We start from the raw sequence: 18,364 nt of genomic DNA, 5'->3' as shown, positions 1-18,364 counted from the left end.
TATAAATAAACTACATTATCTATAACTTGTTATTTTTGATTCTTCAACATCAATTTTACCATTTTTATTAAAGCCCTTTTTTTCCAAAAGATAATCTATTTGAAATCTGTTTATTTTCGAATCAGGACATTTAGGTCCTAAAATAATTTTTTCCAATTTTAGCGGAATATCGTCAAAATCTAATTCCATATAGGGATTTAGAATGTTGAATGGTTGTGCAAGAACCCAACCTGTTTCTTCTTGTTCCGAAGATCTACAATACACAAGTCTTATTTCTTTTTCATCAGAATACTCATCGGACTTTATAAAATGGGCCCATTCATGCAAGTTTTTAAATTTAAACGAACGTACTTTTTTTTCACACTCTGCGACAAATGTACTTAGAAACTCAAATATTGAATCCTTTTTATTTTTATATACAACTTCATGAATGTTAAAATTATTTTTTTCTTCTATGCTGAAAACTAAGCAAACGCCCTTTGCGTCATCGCCATACAATCTAAAAAAGGTTAAATCATCTTCATATTTAGCGTTGCAACAAGAGGTAATAAAATATTGGTTTATTGATTCACTAGGCAAGATGTCTTTGTCGTTATAAATACATTGTTCTACATAATTTACTTCTGTCGTATCATTCATTCCAGCAACACCAAACATACGAAGTTTACCAGAATCTATCATATTAAACAAAGTATTTAACGTTGTGTAACGACAGACTTTTTGCGGCACATGGGAGAAATTGAGTAGTAACTTTTTTACAATTAGTTCTTCTATATGTGGTTTAAAAAAATAAATTCCCTCTTTAAAATCAAAACAATCCCTCTGTATATCTTTTCCCAATTCTTTTATGTTCTTTTCCTTTGAATGATTTATTAAACCCATTAAAATCTCATATAATTCTAAAGATAACGAATTTTCTTTATCTTGTAAAGATTTGGTTAATTCCTGAACCAATTCTGTAGTTGAAGAAAAAGTTTGATAGTCATTTAAATTTTTTGTAACATCATGTAATTCATACCTTTTCCCATTAGTTAATATTAAGTATCTTGCTTCTGTAGATTTGGTGATAGCAAATAAGCTTTCAATTTTTCTCTTAAAAAAAGATGATTCATAGGGCAGCTGTGATACTTCTATAATAGCATAAAAGGAATTATTTTTTGTAAAAATGCACCAGTCAGGAATAAATGATCTACCCTCTTTTAAAGAAATTAGATGGCCGTGAGTTATACGAAAACCAAATCTCTTAAGGATTGGATTTAATTTTACAAATACATCTGCTTCTAATTCACTTTCTGCATGTACTTTAATTTTAAGAGCCATTTCATTTTACTCCTCAAAGGCGTCTTTTAGGATGCTTTGCATGAGTTGTTTGGTGGTGGTTTCGCGGGTGGCGATTTGGGTTTCGAGTTGGGTGATGGTTTGTAGGTGTTGTTCTACTCGGGTGACGATTTCTTTTTGTTCCGCTAATGGAGGGAGCGGAATCAGTGTGTTTACGACACATTCTTGATTAATTTTGGGCATCGTTTTCTGAGCCCCCTTTGCATTTGCCATAAAGTATTCTCTATTGAATGGAGAAACTAAAGCAGAATGAATATACTCTTTTAATAAGATTTCTGCCGTTCGGAATCTCATAAGTAAGTCGGGATACATAAATTCATTATCTTTTCCTGTATAAATCGCACAAATACCAACATATTCGAAGGAATTACTTCGTTCAATTAGAAAATCGCCATTTTTTAGCCAACAATAAGCGTCTTCAGGAATTTTTTCATTTATGTATTTGAATTCACTTGGATCAAAGACTCCATAAGTTACTGCACCCAATTTTAGTGTCTTTATTGGCGTTTCAAAGTCAACAGCTTTAGGTGAATAACCATTTCTTGGTGGCTCTTGTATAATTTCTCCGAGTCTTACCCATTTCCAGCCGGTTGGAATTCCAAAGGGGATTTCGTCTTCTGTAATCGGTGGCAGTGATTTTTCTTTCTTTGTCACACGGATTGGCTCAGAGCTAACGCTCTTCGCTTTTTTTGCGTGAGCACCGTCAGGTGCGAACAAATCCGTGTGATATTTTTCATTTTGAATCTGTTCAAATAATGCTTCGGCGTCATAGTCGGGGTTGCCTTTTTGGACGGGGTGTTGTTTACGCCAATCTGTGGTTAGTTTTCCTTCTATGGCCTCTTGGAGGATGTTCTGACGGAGTTGTTTTGCGTAGGATTTTTGTTCTGCGATTTCAAACGAGAGTTGTTCTGTTTTTTCTAATTGAGATGAAATGTCTTTGACAATCTTTTTCTGTGTCTGTAAATCAGGGATCGATATTTCAAGAGGTAGTAAATCTCTTTCATGAATAGATTTTTGCGCCGATCCTGTCGGAGTTAGTGTAGAAACTAGATTGGCAAAAATGGGAGACCGAAGAAGATTTTTCAAATATTGCGTGTCAATCACGGTATCATCAACAGAAAACATTGGCATATTTTCTGTCGCGATACAACTATCAACTTCTTCAGGGGCAAGCCCTATTGAACCTTCATGCAAACCTTGACGAGTGAAAATAACTGTATTTGGATATTTTTTCAAATCAATCAAGAATTGCCGTTTTCGACCGATTTCTTTCCCAATTTTTGTACAGCGATATTTAACACCATCTTTTGATGAAATGGTTACTTGACGGTATTGTTGCGCATCATCTACATAAATAGTATTTCGATACTGTTTAAGAAACTCACCAATCTTTACTTTCTTCCATTCGTTCATATCAACCTACACTCACATCAAAAGCCAGAGTCTGTTCATTAAATTCCGATTTTAAATTAATCTTTAATTCAGACATCCTGTATAATTCATGATCACAAATCTTATTATGGAAAGAGACCAACCACAGATATTTTTTCAGGATTTTCAGCCTTTTCGCTTCTTCGGTTTCATCATTTGATGATTGACTAAATTCAATTACCTTATTCTCTACAAAATCTTTGTGCTTTTTCAATATCACGAAAACATCATTTCGACATTCAGGTTTGTATATCGGTTTGCGTTGGTGCCCTTCTCTAAGATTTTTTTCCAATTCTTCATAACTCCCTACGGGTTCTATTTGTGAACCGTTTTTGGGAAACGGTATCCATGCGTCATAAGACATGATGTAATTTAAAAATGTCTTATCATCAACATCTTTCACTAACAAATCCTGGCAAGACGCATCAACCATGCTTTTAAAAAGGTCGTTTTGCATTTTAAATGTATTCAATTCATTAAGAATACAATCATCAACAACTATCCTTGGGTGAACAGCGGATTCTTCGATCCCGACGACATCAACCAAAGCTTTGCCACCTACAAAATCACCTGTCAAGTATAAAAGACCTTTGGTTATTCCCCCACGAACAATCAATTGTGAGCCTTCAAAGAAAACTCGTTGTATAGTAGCCACCAATCGCAAGAAGTACACTAAAGACAAAGCCGATAAAGGGTCTTTTTTTCCCTTATTGCAGACCAGGACATTGTCTGAAAAAATTTTGTATTCTACTTCAAGTAACTTTTCGGTCAAATCGCCAAAAGCGTCATTAACGGCCTGTACAATCTTTTTCATTAAATCAATTGAAGACTCAATAGACTCAATCAGCTTTACAGCATCATTCTCTGACTTTTTTAAGGCTTCCTTATACCCCAAAACATCAAAGTAGGCTACATAGTATTCAGAAAATTCCATCCAACCCTCTATTCCTTACTTCAAGCCTTTTTTCAAACTGGCAAGGAGTTCTTCGCTTGCCTTGAAGGATTCGTGGAGTTTCTGCATGAGTTCGGCGGTGGTATATACGGTTTCTTCTTCGGGGACGGTGGGGTTCTTGATGTCGAGATTATAGCCGTTCTCTTCGAGTTCCTTTATCGAGACTTTCCAGGCGACATCGGATTTCTTGCGTTTGTTCCACCATTTTTTGAGCGGTTCGAATTCCGATTTCTGGATGGGCTTGGTCTTGGAATACGCCTTCATTCCTTCGGGCACCTTGTGCTCGTAATACCAGACATCCTTGGTCTTTTCGCCCTTGGTAAAGAAGAGCAGGTTGGTCGCGACGCTTGCGTAGGGCTGGAAAACGGAATTGGGCAGTCGCACGATGGTGTGTACATTGCACTGTGTCAAGAATTCCTTGCGGATGCGTTCCTTCACGCCGTCACCGGTAAGCGAGCCATCGGGCAACACGATTGCTGCGCGACCACCGTCCTTGAGGTAACGCATCATCAGGAGTAAGAAAAGGTCTGCACTTTCTGTGGTGCGGAAAGATGCGGGATAGTTCGTCTCTACGCCATCGCTGACGGAAGCGCCGAAAGGCGGGTTTGCCAAGATGACATCCACGCGGTCTTTAGCGCCGATGCTCGTGTATTCACGGTTCAGGCTGTCAGTGTAAAGGATGTTCGGCACTTCGATATCGTGCAAAATCAGATTCGTCACGCAGAGCATGAACGGGAGCGGCTTGAATTCCTGCCCGCGAATGGTCGCGTTGAGCGTTTTCAAGTCTTCTACGGAATGAACATCTTGCTTGCGGATATTCTCGATAGCGCAGGTCAAGAAACCGCCTGTACCGCAAGCGGGGTCTAGCACCTTTTCACCAAGTCGCGGGTTCACGATTTCCGTCATGATTTCGGTGATGGCTCGCGGGGTGTAGAATTCACCGTAGTTGCCTGCACTCTGCAAGTCTCGCAGCAATGTTTCGTAGATGTCGCCGAATAGGTGGCGGTCTTCGGATACGTTGAAATCGATTTCGTTCAACTTGTTCACCACCTGACGGATGATGGTGCCGTTTTTCATGTAGTTGTTGATGCCGTCGAAAATGTCGCGAATAAGGATGGCACGCTTGTTGCCTGTAGAAACGTCAATCTTTTTCAGGCCAGGAATCAACTTGTTGTCAACGAATTCCTGCAAGGCGTCGCCCGTCATGCCTTCGCTATCGGCGGCCCAGTTGCGCCACTGCAGTTTTTCGGGAATTACCGACTTGTAGTCATCATCCAGGAGTTCCATTTCGGAATCCTTGTCATCGATAATCTTGAGCGTAATCATCCAGCCCAGCTGTTCAATGCGCTGCGCATCGCCAGAAACACCCTGGTCTTTTCTCATGATGTTTTGCAGGGTCTTGATAATTCCACCGATGTCGGCCATTAGGCTACTCCTCTATAAATTTCATCTTCCAGTTCGCGCACAGCTTTCAGGTAATCCTGCTTGGTGCCGAACAGTTCAACAATTTCTTTCGGGGTCCCAAATTTAGTAATGGGGTCCACTTTTAGGACTGCAGTATCTTCGATATTTCCGATACCCTCTTCAGCATACTTGTCCAAAAGGGCTTCCAGAACGGCTCGCGCCTTGTCGCCATACTTGGTAAAGTAATTGCGTTTGCGGACGTTTTCGGCTCGTTCCTTGCGTGTGAGCGCCGGAGCGTCGTATGCGATATGGCAAATCAGGTCGAAAATATCCAAGTCCTTTTTTATTTCTTCTTGCAGGTTCTCGGCAATGATACCCTGTTTTTCAAGTTCCTCGATAATCGCTTTTTTCTTTTCGGCACTGTTCCATTCTTGCAAGAAGGTTTGCAAATCGCGGTAACGGCCTAAAATGCCTTGACGGGTAAATTCGCGGAGCGTAGTTGTAATGAGTTTGCCCGAGGGGTCGAGGAACTCCTTACGCTCATTTAATATTGATATCGGAACTCCCGCTACATAGACCTTTGAAGGCTTGTCCGCAACTTCTCCACCAGGAGGATTAGGTGTAGGATACGGCGGTTTTTCTGGGAATACAACTTCACTGCCCGTAACCGGATCAATCAGGTCTTCGGGAGCATCACCAGCCGTTGAACTGTCCGCAGGAATCGGGTCATTCGGTTTGACTTCCTTGATGCGAATGGCCTCACCATCGAATGTCGGATCAGAGAATAGGTTCGTTACGTTACGGAAATCCATTATCGTGAAGTAGAGTTTATCATATTCTTCATAAACTCTTGTTCCACGGCCGATAATCTGCTTGAATTCGGTCATAGAGCCGATATTCGATTCCAGTACGATGAGTTTGCAAGTCTTTGTATCAGCACCTGTACTCAATAGCTTTGAAGTAACGGCAATAACGGGGTAAGGCTTTTCGGGATTCTTGAAATCATCAAGCTTTAGCCGACCTTCTTTGTCATCGCTGGTGATGCGCATGATGTACTCGTCAGACCTTTCATGCCATTCGGGCGGAGCGGCTTTCCAAAGTTCATCACGCATGCGGCTAGCATGCTCCTGGTCAATGCAGAATACGATGGTCTTTGCCATGGGGTCGTTCTGCTTCAGGAATTCTACAATCCTGCGGGCAACAATCGGCGTGCGGTCATCTAGCACCAAGTTGCGGTCAAAATCTTTCGTATTGTAAATGCGGTCTTCAACGATGTTTCCGTTCTTGTCGCGTTTACCTTTTTCAGGTCGCCAGCCTTCCAGGTCAACATTGATGCCAATACGCAAAACTGTATAAGGAGCAAGGAATCCGTCATCAATCCCCTGCTTCAAGGAATAAGTGTAAATCGGGTCGCCGAAGTATTCCGAAGACGATATGTCTTTTGTTTCTTTCGGTGTTGCAGTCAAACCTATGTGAGTTGCACTCTTGAAGTAATCCAGAATCTTTCGCCAAGCGCTATCTTCGGCAGCACTCCCGCGGTGACATTCGTCAACAACTACCAAATCGAAAAAGTCGGGTGAGAATTCCCTGTATGCGTCGGCATCTTCATCGTAATTTGTAAGCCCCTGATACAAGGCCAAATAGATTTCATAAGCCTTATCAATCTGCTTATGGCGGACAATCGTCATCTTGTCCTTGAAAGGCTTGAAGTCTCCGCGCTTGGTTTGCGTAATCAGGTTATCACGGTCAGCAAGGAAAAGAATTCGCGGGGTCTTGCCCGGAACCTTGTTCTTTGTCCAGCCGCTTTTCCACAAACGCCAAATGATATGGAATGCAGTAAGCGTTTTTCCGGTACCGGTAGCCATTACCAAAAGGATTCTATCTTTACCTTTTGCAATCGCCTCTACTGTGCGGTTGACGGCAATCTGCTGGTAATAACGCAGATTGTAACCTGAACTATCGACATAATAATCTTGTGTCGCCGTGGATTCCGCTTCTGGAGAATCGATACCTTTGTACCGTTTGTAGCAAGCCCAAATTTCTTCGCTCGTCGGGAAATGGTCCAGGTCGCGTTCTTCAACTGTGATAGGGTTTCCTTGACAATCTTTCGGGCCGCAGTTTTCACGATAGCGAATCGAGAACGCATCGCCATTACTGCTAATCGCTACGGGAATATCCAGAGTCTGCGCATAAGAAAGAGCCTGTTGAATGCCATCGCTAACGTAATGCTTGTTGTCCTTCGCCTCTACCACAGCAATCGGCATATTCGGCTTGTAATAGAGAATGATATCCGCACGCTTCTTTTGCCCGCGCACGACGGTCTTGCCCTTCACAAAAATTCGACCATCTGTGAACGAAACCTCTTCGCGAATTTGCGTATCAAGACTCCACCCGGCATTGATAATGCTGGGCAAAATGAACTTGCTGACAATGTCACGTTCGGAGAGGTCTTTCTTATTCACTTCCATGGGAAACCTTGTTTGCAAATATATATCAAAAATGGAGTGCGCAATATACGGAATTAAGGTGATAAAGGCAAATTTCAGAAAATTCTCCCCGGCCTATTGACAGCCGTCATTTTTGAAATTATATTTAGTGCACAAATGTTCAAATGAACAAAATATAACTTATTTTCTGTCTTTTTTGCATGTAGGCAGATGGAGGTAAAGATGACATCAAAGACAATCGTTGTTAAAGATAAGGAAGTTCGCATCATAACGGGTGCGGTAGAGGACTTCATTTGTCTTACTGACATTGCGAAATGGAAAAATCCCGATGCAAATGCGGTTATCGCCAACTGGCTAAGAAACCGCAACGTTCTCGAATATCTAGGGCTATGGGAGCAACTATACAATCCCGATTTTAAACCCCTCGAATTCGAGGGGTTTAAGAAAGAGGCAGGGCTGCACGCATTCACTCTATCACCGCAAAAATGGATTTCCGCAACCAAAGCAATCGGACTTGTTTGCAAATCTGGACGCTATGGGGGAACTTACGCACATAAAGACATTGCATTCCATTTCGCCAACTGGATTTCCGTTGAATTTGAACTGTACATTACGCACGAATATCAGCGTCTCAAGGCCGCAGAGCAAGCTCAATTAGGCTGGTCGGTGCGTCGCGAACTCTCCAAAATCAACTATCACATCCATACGGATGCCATCAAGCAGAACTTGATTCCCGCGGCACTCACGAAACAGCAAATAAGCATTGTCTATGCAAACGAAGCTGATGTTCTGAACATGGCACTGTTTGGCTTTACGGCAAAGGACTGGCGAGACGCACACCCGGATTTGCAGGGAAATGTCCGCGACTACGCTACGGTCAACCAGCTGATTTGCCTTTCGAATATGGAATCTTTAAATTCCGTACTGATAAATGACGGGGTTCCTCAATCGGAACGTCTATTGAAATTGAACCAGATTGCAATCTCGCAGATGACGGTGCTAGAATCCGTTGGCGAAAACAAGCTGTTGAAATAATCGCAAATCAGAAGAAAAGACCCGCAATTTCAAGCGTGTTTGAGGGCCGGAGAGAAAGATGAAAAAGAAAAGGACCTAGATGTAATATGCAAATTTTGCATATTTCTCATACATTCTGGTTTCTATTATAAAAAATCCACGCTTTTCAAAGACATGGCAGAATAACCTCACGTTCCCTTTTGGAACTTATGAGTTTTCTTATTCGCCTCTTGACATTTTGTATCCGATTAGATACATTTGGAGGAACAGAATGGTCGTAAATCAAACACCCGATTTTAGAAAATGGATGCTGAAATTACGAGATATTCGAGCAAAGGCGCATATTCTTTTGCGATTGACCCAAGTTGAAGGAGGAAATCTCGGCGACTTTAAATCAGTCGGGAACGGCGTTCTAGAAATACGCATCAATTATGGACCAGGTTACAGACTTTATTTTGCAAAAGATGGCAAAACAATCGTAATTCTTTTAATTGGCGGCGATAAATCCACACAAGATCAAGACATCGCAAGGGCAAAGAATATTTGGCAAGGAATCAAAAATGAAAGAAAATAAAATCACTCAATTGGATATTGCAGAATATCTTGACAGCGAAGAAATTGTCGCTGAGTATCTCAATCTCATTTGCCAAGAAAACGACCCAGCCCTGTTACTGAGGTCTATCGGTCATATAGCTCGTAGCAAGGGTATGGCGAAAATTGCGGAAACGTCCGGTCTCGGACGAGAGAGTCTCTATAAGGCACTTGATGAAAAAGCTCATCCGCGATTTGAAACGGTATTCAAAGTCCTTGCCGCCATGGGCATTCAAATGCGCCTAGTTCCCAAAGCCAAATTCAGGCGTAAGCGAGGTCCCATGCCATGCGCCGTAGCCGAAAAACGAAGAACATACAAGGCTTAAGAAGGAAATCCCCGGTCAAGTCACGGATTACAACGCCACTTCCCTACATTTTTTATAGATTTAAATTTATCACCCCATTTCCCGGAAACTTTATGAATGAAACAATCAAGACTTTGCTCAACCGTAGAAGCATCCGCAAATTCAAATCTGACGCCGTGAGCAAGGAGCTCATCGCACAAGTCGCCGAAGCGGGCATCTACGCCGCAAGCGGCATGGGCAAGCAATCCACCGCCGTCATCGCCATCACGAACAAAGGACTACGCGACCGCATCTCCGAAATGAACCGCAAGATCGGCGGTTGGGACGAGGGTTTCGACCCGTTCTACGGAGCACCCGTAATTCTCCTCGTTCTTGCCAAAAAGGAAATTCCGACCTACCTGTACGATGGAGCCCTCACCATGGGCAACCTCATGAACGCCGCTTACAGCCTCGGGCTCGGCAGCATCTGGATTCACCGCGCCAAGGAAGAAGTCGAAAGCGACGAGGGCAAGGAAATTCTCAAATCACTAGGCCTGAACGCTGACGAATGGGTTGGTATCGCTCACTGCGCTTTGGGTTATGCCGACTGCGAACAGCCCGCAGCACACCCCCGCAAGGAAGGCCGCATCGTCTGGGCGGAATAATTATCTGGCGGAGTAATTCAAGCAAATTAACTTTTAGAGCTGTTGCATTTTTGCAGCAGCTTTTTTAGCCGGGGCGTTGCGGGCCGGCGAATGAGGGCCCGCTCGAAGGGGTAGCGGAAGCCGAAAGGAGATTCCCGGTCAAGCCGGGAATGACATTCGGCTGAAGCGAGGGGAAGGCTTTCCCCTCCTACCCTATTTTCCAAGACTTTACTAGATCCTGCTCCTACGAACCTAATTCAACTAAGGCTCTAAAGAGCCTAGTTTCATATATCGACTTCGGCGCATTGCGCCTACGCTCAGGATGACGCAATTAGCGCATTTCCCGCTGCATTTCACTTCCTACTTCCTACTTTTACTAAATTGGCGCCCTTCGGGCGATTTAGTACGGCTCGGTCATGACAATTCGTGCAAGCACGATTGTCGCGACGCTCGCCTTTGACGCCTTCGGCGTCCGTGGCTACGGCTCAAAAATGCGAAATTGAATTTCGCGCTTTACTCGCCTTGCACACTATTTACTAAATTTGGCGCATTATGGAAATGGAAACTCGTTATAATCCGAAAATTGTAGAAGACCGTTGGCACGACCAATGGAACAAGAATAATGATTTTGCCCCGAGCGGAAAGGGCGAACCGTTCTCCGTCGTCATTCCGCCTCCGAACGTTACGGGTGCTCTGCACCTCGGCCACGCTCTGAACGACACGCTGCAGGACATTCTCGTCCGCTATCGCCGTAAGACTGGCCGCGACACGCTCTGGATTCCGGGCACGGACCACGCCGGCATTGCCACGCAGGCTGTCGTCGAAAAGAGACTTTTCCAGGACGAACACAAGACTCGCCACGACATTGGCCGCGACGCCCTCGTGGAACGCATTTGGAAGTGGAAGGACGAATACGAAGCCCGCATCACGAAGCAGCTCAAGAGCCTCGGCGTTAGCTGCGACTGGAGCCGTCAGCGATTCACGCTCGACCCGGTTTGCGCAAAGGCTGTCCGCCACGCTTTCTTCAACCTTTTCAAGAAGGGTCTTATCTACCGCGGCAAGCGTCTCGTGAACTGGGACACCAAGCTCCAGACGGCTGTGGCAGACGATGAAATTTATTACGAAACTGTGAAGGGTCACTTCTGGACATTCAAGTATCCTCTCGCCGACGGTTCGGGCTTTATCCCGGTTTCGACGACTCGTCCGGAAACGATCATGGGCGATACGGCTCTCGCTGTGCACCCGAACGACGAACGCTACAAGCAGTTCATCGGCAAGATGCTCAAGGTTCCGTTCGTGAACCGCGAAATTCCGGTGATTGCAGACGCAATCCTCGTCGATATGGAATTCGGTACGGGTTCCGTGAAGGTGACTCCGGCTCATGACCCGAACGACTACGCTACGGGCCTCCGCCACAAGCTCCCGATGATCAACATCATGAACGACGACGGCAGCCTCAACGAGAACGCCGGTCCGTTCCAGGGCATGAAGGGTCAGGCCGCACGCGACGCCGTGGTGAAGGGTCTCGAAGACTTGGGCCTCCTCATCAAGGTCGAAGACCACGAAATGCAGGTGGGTCACTCCGACCGTTCCAAGACTGTGATTGAACCGTACTTGAGCGACCAGTGGTTCGTGAAGATGGATGTGCTCGCTGACAACGCCATGAAGGCAGTCACGAGCGGCGAAATCAAGATCATTCCGGAACGCTATGCAAACAAGTACCTCGACTGGCTCAAGGAAAAGCGCGATTGGTGCATCAGCCGTCAGCTCTGGTGGGGCCACCGCATTCCTATTTGGCACGCCGACGAAACGACGACCGAAGAGGACTTGAACAAGGCATTCGCAGGCCGTAACGACATTTACTATTACAAGGCACAGAACGGCATCTGGCTCATCTGCTCCGAAGAAGAAAACCTCTCCGAAGACGCTGTTGCCGGTCACAAGATTGTGCAGGAAGAAGACGTGCTCGACACGTGGTTCTCCAGTGGTCTCTGGCCGCACTCCACGATGGGCTGGCCGGAACAGACGGACACGCTCAAGAAGTACTACCCGACTTCCGTGCTTGTGACGAGCCGCGACATCATTACGCTCTGGGTCGCCCGCATGGTGCTCTTCAGCCAGGAAAACATGGGTACGGTTCCGTTCCACACGGTGTACATCCACCCGAAGATTTTGGACGGCAATGGCATGACCATGAGCAAGTCCAAGGGCAATGGCGTGGACCCGATGGATATCGAAAAGAAGTACGGCACGGACGCACTCCGCTTCGTGATGGCAAGCCTCTGCACCGACAACCAGGACGTTAGACTCCCGGTGAAGAAGGAAAAGCAGGAAGACGGTTCCGTCATCAACACGAGCGAAAAGTTCGAAATTGGTCGTAATTTCTCGAACAAGCTCTGGAACGCTTGCCGCTTCTTGTTCCCGCACTTGGAACAGGCTGGCGCACTTTCCAAGGACATGCTCCCGATGGATTCTTCGATCTTCGCTCTCGAAGACCGCTGGATTCTCTCTCGCTTGAACTCCACCATCCAGGACGCAACGAAGATGCTCGAAGAGTTCCACTTTGCTGAACTCGCCGGCTTCCTCTACCGCTTTGTGTGGGACGATGTCTGCTCTAGCTATTTGGAAATCAAGAAGGCCGTGATCAACAGCGAAACGCTCACCGCCGAAAAGAAGAACGCTATGGCAATCCTCAGCCACGTGCTACGCGGCGTGATTGACCTGTTGCATCCGGTGATGCCGTTCATCACGGAAGAACTGAACGCAACGCTCTTCCCGGGTTCTGAACGCGTGATCAACAGCGCATGGCCGAAGGCCGACGCAAGCCTCATCGACGCCAAGATCGAAGCCGCTTTCAACCAGGCATTCGCCGTCGTGGAAAGCGTGCGTGGCGTGCGCGGTCGCTACAACGTAAGCCCGGCTACCAAGCTCAAGGCTGTCGTGAGCGTCGATACCGCCGAAACAGAAGCAAGCGTGAAGGATTGCCAGGCAATCATCACCGAACTCGGTGGACTTGAATCGTTCTCTGTAGCCGTGAAGGCCGCAAAGCCGAAGTTCAGCGCAAGCTCCGTGGTGCCGGGTGGCGAACTCTACATCCCGCTGGAAGGTATCCTTGACCCGGCTGCAGAAATCGCACGCCTCGAAAAGGAAATCGAAAAGGCCAAATCATTCGCCGCTTCTATCGAACGCAAGTTGTCGAATGAAAAATTCGTCAACGGTGCTCCGGAAGCAGTCGTGAACGCCGAACGCACCAAGCTCGCTACACAGCAAGATATCATTGCCAAAAACGAAGCAGCACTTAAAGAGCTGAAGTAACTCTAACGACAAACACCCACAAGGCGAGAGATGCACGAAAATTTATTTTCGTATATCCGAGCCGAAGGGTGTTGCACGAAGTGCAAATGCGTAGGCCGAGAGTCGCGTGCAAATTCATTTGCACATGACCGAGGCCAGCATTTGGCACTTGAGCGAAGCGAAAGTGCCCATTATTGCGAAGAGCACGAAGGCGCTCGAAGAACTCCGCTAATAGCGGGCTCGCGAATCGTCATTCTCGCCAGAGCCTGTGCTGAGCGCAGTCGAAGTAAGCGGGAATCTCCTTTTAAACATTCAAGGCAGGCATTCCACACGGGATGCCTGCTTTTTTTGCATACTCCTGCACCGTCTTTGTAAAGTAATAATTTACAATCTACCTTTTTGATATTTCAACGCGTATTGTAAACAGCGATTTCGTTGTATCATCCAGCATAAAACTCCATACAAAACAAGCAACTTATCCGTATCATATACAAAATTTATATGTATTATACAAGAATACAAAAATCATATAAATTACTTTACACAAAATTCAGCTAAAAATAAGTTCATCTTTTTCATTTTAATTTATTTATGTTTACAAAGTCTAACAGAATAAAAACAGGAGGAAATTCTGATGAATAAGACAAAGAAAAAAAATATCTCTAAAAAAGCCATATTTGCAGCAACTGCGGCATCTATGCTTTTCACCGGATGCGGCTGTCTCGACGATGTATTAAATCCGCACGATCCAGCAGATGACCATCCGATACAGGCAAGCTCATCTAGCAATCACGTACCATCATCTTCTTCATTTGCTGGCCCACACGATTTATTTGAAACTTGGTACGGTTACAATGGCGAGCCGCAAATTCAAACCGGATTCGGCAACTTTACAGAAACAAACGGCTATTGGTACCCTAGAGACGACCACGACGAAGGCGGACGCTCCGAAATCATTTGGCCTGTTCCTATGGGCAACGAATACAGCGATGTAGCGATGGACCCGATTATCGAGTACTGTGGTGGCCTTTGCGGTGCATACTTACTCAAAAAGGGCACCTTGACATACAACCCGTTTGTTGGAGTCGGTTTTAACTTGGTCGGAGAACGAAGCGACAGTGACCTAACCCCAGAAGCGGCAGATGCAACCAGTATGGGCGGCGTCTGCGTCACGTACGCATCTGAAATGGCATTATCACTCGAAATGGGACTCACCGAAGCTGCAGAAGCGGAAATCGGTTACGCCGTTCCGTACGTGAATCTCCCCAAGAGCCCGTATGGCACAACAAAATACATCTCCTGGTCTGAATTCAAGCAGCCATCCTGGTACAAGGGCTTCGTCAAGATGTCTGGCGATAAAGCAGCCCAGCAGCTTGTATCTCTCAATTTCAAGTTCCAAGGTGCAAATGGGACTCTCGGCAGATTTAACATCACTGCAGTAGGCCCTTATGATGGTTGCCAAGCCTCTCAGCTCCCAGTCTATTTGCCTGAAATGGGAAACCCGAATCCAGTGGACACGATTATTCCCATCGATCCGCCCACATTGACTTCAAATAATTTTGAGACATGGTTTGGATACACTGGTGAAGCACAAATTAACACCGGTTATGATAACGGAACAGAAACTTCCGGCTACTGGTTTAGCTACAGCGATGACGCAGACGGTGGAGCATCAACAATTAGATGGCCTGTTACCCCAGGCAACGACTACAGCCCCGACGCCATGGACCCGATTATAGCCGAATGCAACGGTCTGTGCGGAACAGCTATTTTGGATGCCGGATCTTTAACCTACCATCCGTTCGTAGGAGTCGGTTTCGCCCTTGCCGGTGAAACAATTGACGGAGGCGAACTCGAAACTGTCAATGCAAGCGGCATGGGCGGCGTATGCATCACGTACACTTCTGAAGTAGCCCCGTCTCTTGAAATGAGCCTTGGCGAAAAAAATGACGTTGACATCGGCTTCGCTTACCCAGCAGCTATGCTTCCGAAAAGCTCTGCAGGCACAACGAAGTTCATTCCATGGTCCAGCTTCAAGCAGCCCTCCTGGTATAAAGGTGACGTAAAATTCACCGGTGAACAGGCAGCAAAGACGCTTGCAGCACTGAAATTCAAAATGCAAGCTCATCCGGGCTCATACAGATTCAACATCCAGGCAATCGGCCCGTATGACGGCACTTGCAGTGGCGCACCCTCTGTCACCATCAACAAGAAACGTCACTAAAAAGTCCCATAGACATCTCCTGATATAAAAAATCCGGCCTCGCATGAGGTCGGATTTTTCAATTTCTAGCGTCATTCTGAAAGGCGAAGCCTTGAAGAATCCAGTTAAGTTCTGATGTAATAATGTCACTGGATGGGGCTATAGTCCCAACTCTTTGGCTCGGTTATAAAAATGAGCAAGCTCATTTTTGCAACACTCGCCTTCTGAGTTGTCTTCCGCCTTCGGCGTCAGGATGACGAGAATGACACTACTTATCTTCTTCCTTTTCCTTATCGTGGCAATGGCACGGGCAATGATAGCAGTCACCCGTTTCAGCGTAGTCCTTGCCAGTCCAGCAGTAAGTGCAAAGGTCTTCTTCCGGGAGGCCGATTGCCTGGATCAAGTCGTCAATACGCTGGAACGCAAGCGACGTGAGGTTCAGCTTCTTGCGGATGTATTCGACCATGTCCTTGTACGGCTGGCCATTCGGATCGGTGTACTTGTCGAGATCGGCGTTTTCACCTTCCTGGTCGCGAATGTAACGGCGCGTGATGAGGTCGTATTCATTCTTGGAGCGGGAGAAATTAATGAACTTGCACGGATAAACGAGCGGCGGGCAAGCGATACGCATGTGCGTTTCCTTGCAACCCATCGAATAAAGTTTCTGGGCTTGCTTACCGAGCTGTGTTCCGCGAACGATAGAGTCATCGCAGAAAACGAGGCGACGGTCCTTGATGAGACCCGGAATCGGGATGAGCTTCATCGAGGCGACATGTTCACGCTGGCGCTGGTCCTGCGGCATAAACGAACGTGCCCAAGTCGGCGTGTACTTCACGAACGGGCGTGCAAACTTGATGCCGGCTTCGTGAGCATAGCCCAAAGCGTGAGACGTACCGGAGTCCGGAATACCGCAAGCGGCATCGGCTTCGGTCGGGGTGCGCTTCGCAAGAGCGGAACCGCAACGGTAACGGGTCATTTCAACGTTACGACCTTCGTAGCTGGAGGCCGGGTAACCGTAATACACCCAGAGGAACGAACAAATTGCCATCTTCTTGCGCGGCGGAACGAGCACCGTTTCGCCATCCGGCGTGAGCTCGACCACTTCACCCGGACCAAGATCACGGACGTATTCGTAACCGAGGTTCGGGAGTGCACAGCTTTCTTGCAAGGCAATCATGGCGCCATCCTTCTTACCAAGGATTACAGCCGTACGGCCCCACTTGTCACGGCACGCATAAAAACGCCCCGCACTATCCATAATCAGCACGGAGCAACTTCCCTTCACCTTGTCCTGAACATACTTGAGACCGTCAATAATTGAATCCTGCGTAGCGATAAGCGCTGAAACAACTTCGGTCGGACCGACCATGCCACTCGTTGTCGAGAACTGGAGCTGCATGCAGTTGTTGCGGAAAAGTTCGTTCTTAATATCTTCAATGTTCGTGATGAGACCAACAGTCACAATTGCGAACGTTCCCAGCTTGGAGGTCATGACGAGCGGCTGCGGGTCCGTGTCAGAGATGACGCCTAAGCCAACCTTGCCGGAAAAATGTGTTAAATCGTGTTCAAACTTACTGCGGAACGGAGTGTTCTGGATGTTGTGAATCGAGCGATGGAAAACACCATCCGATTTCAAAACAGCCATACCGCCGCGGTGAGTGCCAAGGTGAGAATGGTAGTCGGTTCCGTAAAAGAGATCGCAAACGCAATCTTCTTTGGAAATAACACCACAAAAGCCGCCCATATAAGACTCCTGGATAGAAAAGGATTTTCCACGCACAAAAATAGAAATCTTGAGCCATCTGCAAAGACTAAACCTGAAAAATTTTTATTTCAACCGCCGGGCAGCCCCCGCAAATAGCCATATTTTTTGCTTACGCCCCAAATTGGAATAACGCCTTATTTTGATTTGGGACCTTTTGAGTATATATTGGTATAAAAGCATACATTTTCAGAAGGGGAAGCATATGGAAATTAAAGCCGTACGCATGTTTGACCATGGTTTCATGAACCAGGCGTTTGCCTTTGGCGGTGAAGAAGGCAAGGACAAATTCGACGAACAGATCATCTACCGCAGCAGTCTGCAAAACTTTCTCATCGACACCGGGAGCGAAGTCATCCTCGTCGATACAGGGTTCGTCAACGATTTTGAAGCGCCCGAAAAGAAACTCGGCGCACCGCTTTACATGGGTGAAAAGCTAAAGGACTACACCAAAGCCTTTGCGGAACTCGGCTACAGGCCCGACCAGGTCACTAAAATTCTCATCACGCACAAGCACCCAGACCATTCTGCCGCCATCCAGTACTTCAAAAACGCGATGGTGTTCGTCTCGCCCGAAGATGCCGACGCCATGAAACTCGAAGGTCCGCACATCGTGCGTTGTACATACAAGGACGGGCCTTACCACAACTTCCCGAAATGCGAAAAAATCGCAGACGGAATCTATTTCATTGAAGCGAAGGGACACACCAAAGGCAACAGCATCATCATCGCCGAAAACGACGGACTCTTCTACATGATGCATGGCGACGTAACCTACTGCGATGCAGCCCTCAAGGCGAACAAGTTAAGCATCGTCTTTGAAGACATTGCAGCCGCCCGCGAAACGCTCGACCGTGTCCGCGAATTTATCGCCAACAACCCGACCGTTTACCTTTCGACGCATTGCCCCGAAGGCTACGAGAATCTCGAGATGAAGCGCGTGATGAAACTGTAGAAAGTTCCGCGTTTCAACTGCAACTCAAAAGCGACACGCCCGCAA

General features: G+C 46.4%; 13 protein-coding genes. 7 read left to right on the top strand and 6 right to left on the bottom strand.

From position 1 onward, the window contains the following. Window positions 1–15: 15 nt before the first annotated feature. Genes B7991_RS04585 through hsdR form a run of 5 tightly spaced genes read right to left on the bottom strand, consistent with a single transcriptional unit; the run spans window position 16 to window position 7,593 of the window. Window positions 16–1,320 carry a DUF2971 domain-containing protein gene (locus tag B7991_RS04585; RefSeq protein ID WP_088629808.1) on the bottom strand — a complete coding sequence of 435 codons (1,305 nt, stop codon included), beginning with the start codon at window positions 1,318–1,320 and terminating at the stop codon, window positions 16–18. A 6-nt stretch (window positions 1,321–1,326) separates the two neighbouring features. Continuing rightward, window positions 1,327–2,751 carry a restriction endonuclease subunit S gene (locus B7991_RS04580; protein WP_088629807.1) on the bottom strand — a complete coding sequence of 475 codons (1,425 nt, stop codon included), beginning with the start codon at window positions 2,749–2,751 and terminating at the stop codon, window positions 1,327–1,329. A gap of 1 nt (window position 2,752) precedes the next feature. Further along, complete coding sequence (locus B7991_RS04575) at window positions 2,753–3,703, bottom strand: hypothetical protein (RefSeq protein WP_088629806.1); 951 nt, start codon at window positions 3,701–3,703, stop codon at window positions 2,753–2,755. Window positions 3,704–3,718: 15 nt separating this feature from the next. Further along, on the bottom strand, window positions 3,719–5,146 hold the full coding sequence (locus B7991_RS04570) for an N-6 DNA methylase (RefSeq protein WP_088629805.1): 1,428 nt from the start codon (window positions 5,144–5,146) through the stop codon (window positions 3,719–3,721). Next, window positions 5,146–7,593: an EcoAI/FtnUII family type I restriction enzme subunit R gene (gene hsdR, locus B7991_RS04565; RefSeq protein ID WP_088629804.1), complete on the bottom strand. Its 2,448-nt coding sequence runs from the start codon at window positions 7,591–7,593 to the stop codon at window positions 5,146–5,148. Before hsdR ends, B7991_RS04570 begins: the two co-directional genes overlap by 1 nt. A 201-nt stretch (window positions 7,594–7,794) precedes the next feature. On the opposite strand from hsdR, the gene B7991_RS04560 reads away from it, so the two are divergent. From B7991_RS04560 to B7991_RS04535, 6 genes are all read left to right on the top strand, one after another. Then, on the top strand, window positions 7,795–8,607 hold the full coding sequence (locus B7991_RS04560) for a KilA-N domain-containing protein (protein ID WP_088629803.1): 813 nt from the start codon (window positions 7,795–7,797) through the stop codon (window positions 8,605–8,607). Between the two features lie 250 nt (window positions 8,608–8,857). Continuing rightward, a complete protein-coding gene (locus B7991_RS04555; protein ID WP_088629802.1) occupies window positions 8,858–9,160 on the top strand; it encodes a type II toxin-antitoxin system RelE/ParE family toxin in 303 nt (100 codons plus the stop codon). Then, the gene (locus tag B7991_RS04550; protein ID WP_088629801.1) at window positions 9,147–9,503 is read left to right on the top strand and encodes an addiction module antidote protein; all 357 of its coding nucleotides are present in this window, start codon (window positions 9,147–9,149) and stop codon (window positions 9,501–9,503) included. The genes B7991_RS04555 and B7991_RS04550 overlap by 14 nt, the downstream gene beginning before the upstream one ends. Window positions 9,504–9,595: 92 nt before the next feature. Further along, the gene (locus tag B7991_RS04545) at window positions 9,596–10,126 is read left to right on the top strand and encodes a nitroreductase (protein WP_088629800.1); all 531 of its coding nucleotides are present in this window, start codon (window positions 9,596–9,598) and stop codon (window positions 10,124–10,126) included. 531 nt (window positions 10,127–10,657) lie between these two features. Next, window positions 10,658–13,420 carry a valine--tRNA ligase gene (locus B7991_RS04540; RefSeq protein WP_088629799.1) on the top strand — a complete coding sequence of 921 codons (2,763 nt, stop codon included), beginning with the start codon at window positions 10,658–10,660 and terminating at the stop codon, window positions 13,418–13,420. A 613-nt stretch (window positions 13,421–14,033) separates the two neighbouring features. Further along, complete coding sequence (locus tag B7991_RS04535; RefSeq protein WP_088629798.1) at window positions 14,034–15,623, top strand: hypothetical protein; 1,590 nt, start codon at window positions 14,034–14,036, stop codon at window positions 15,621–15,623. 247 nt (window positions 15,624–15,870) lie between these two features. On the opposite strand, the gene B7991_RS04530 is transcribed toward B7991_RS04535, so the two are convergent. Then, entirely contained in the window at window positions 15,871–17,346 is a 1,476-nt protein-coding gene (locus B7991_RS04530) for an amidophosphoribosyltransferase (RefSeq protein ID WP_088629797.1), read from the bottom strand. A gap of 223 nt (window positions 17,347–17,569) precedes the next feature. Between B7991_RS04530 and B7991_RS04525 the strand changes: the two genes are divergently transcribed. After that, a complete protein-coding gene (locus B7991_RS04525) occupies window positions 17,570–18,319 on the top strand; it encodes an MBL fold metallo-hydrolase (RefSeq protein WP_088629796.1) in 750 nt (249 codons plus the stop codon). The last annotated feature ends 45 nt before the right edge of the window (window positions 18,320–18,364 follow it).

This window comes from Fibrobacter sp. UWB3, assembly GCF_002210405.1.
GTDB lineage: Bacteria > Fibrobacterota > Fibrobacteria > Fibrobacterales > Fibrobacteraceae > Fibrobacter.
The sequence above is the reverse complement of the archived record's forward strand: the minus strand, read 5'-3'. Positions and strand labels throughout refer to the sequence as shown.

What these genes read in the sequence shown, in the direction of transcription:
- B7991_RS04585 (WP_088629808.1), bottom strand. Translation starts at nt 1,320, where the DNA reads ATGGCTCTTAAAATTAAAGTACATGCAGAAAGTGAATTAGAAGCAGAT.
- B7991_RS04580 (WP_088629807.1), bottom strand. Translation starts at nt 2,751, where the DNA reads ATGAACGAATGGAAGAAAGTAAAGATTGGTGAGTTTCTTAAACAGTAT.
- B7991_RS04575 (WP_088629806.1), bottom strand. Translation starts at nt 3,703, where the DNA reads ATGGAATTTTCTGAATACTATGTAGCCTACTTTGATGTTTTGGGGTAT.
- B7991_RS04570 (WP_088629805.1), bottom strand. Translation starts at nt 5,146, where the DNA reads ATGGCCGACATCGGTGGAATTATCAAGACCCTGCAAAACATCATGAGA.
- hsdR (WP_088629804.1), bottom strand. Translation starts at nt 7,593, where the DNA reads ATGGAAGTGAATAAGAAAGACCTCTCCGAACGTGACATTGTCAGCAAG.
- B7991_RS04560 (WP_088629803.1), top strand. Translation starts at nt 7,795, where the DNA reads ATGACATCAAAGACAATCGTTGTTAAAGATAAGGAAGTTCGCATCATA.
- B7991_RS04555 (WP_088629802.1), top strand. Translation starts at nt 8,858, where the DNA reads ATGGTCGTAAATCAAACACCCGATTTTAGAAAATGGATGCTGAAATTA.
- B7991_RS04550 (WP_088629801.1), top strand. Translation starts at nt 9,147, where the DNA reads ATGAAAGAAAATAAAATCACTCAATTGGATATTGCAGAATATCTTGAC.
- B7991_RS04545 (WP_088629800.1), top strand. Translation starts at nt 9,596, where the DNA reads ATGAATGAAACAATCAAGACTTTGCTCAACCGTAGAAGCATCCGCAAA.
- B7991_RS04540 (WP_088629799.1), top strand. Translation starts at nt 10,658, where the DNA reads ATGGAAATGGAAACTCGTTATAATCCGAAAATTGTAGAAGACCGTTGG.
- B7991_RS04535 (WP_088629798.1), top strand. Translation starts at nt 14,034, where the DNA reads ATGAATAAGACAAAGAAAAAAAATATCTCTAAAAAAGCCATATTTGCA.
- B7991_RS04530 (WP_088629797.1), bottom strand. Translation starts at nt 17,346, where the DNA reads ATGGGCGGCTTTTGTGGTGTTATTTCCAAAGAAGATTGCGTTTGCGAT.
- B7991_RS04525 (WP_088629796.1), top strand. Translation starts at nt 17,570, where the DNA reads ATGGAAATTAAAGCCGTACGCATGTTTGACCATGGTTTCATGAACCAG.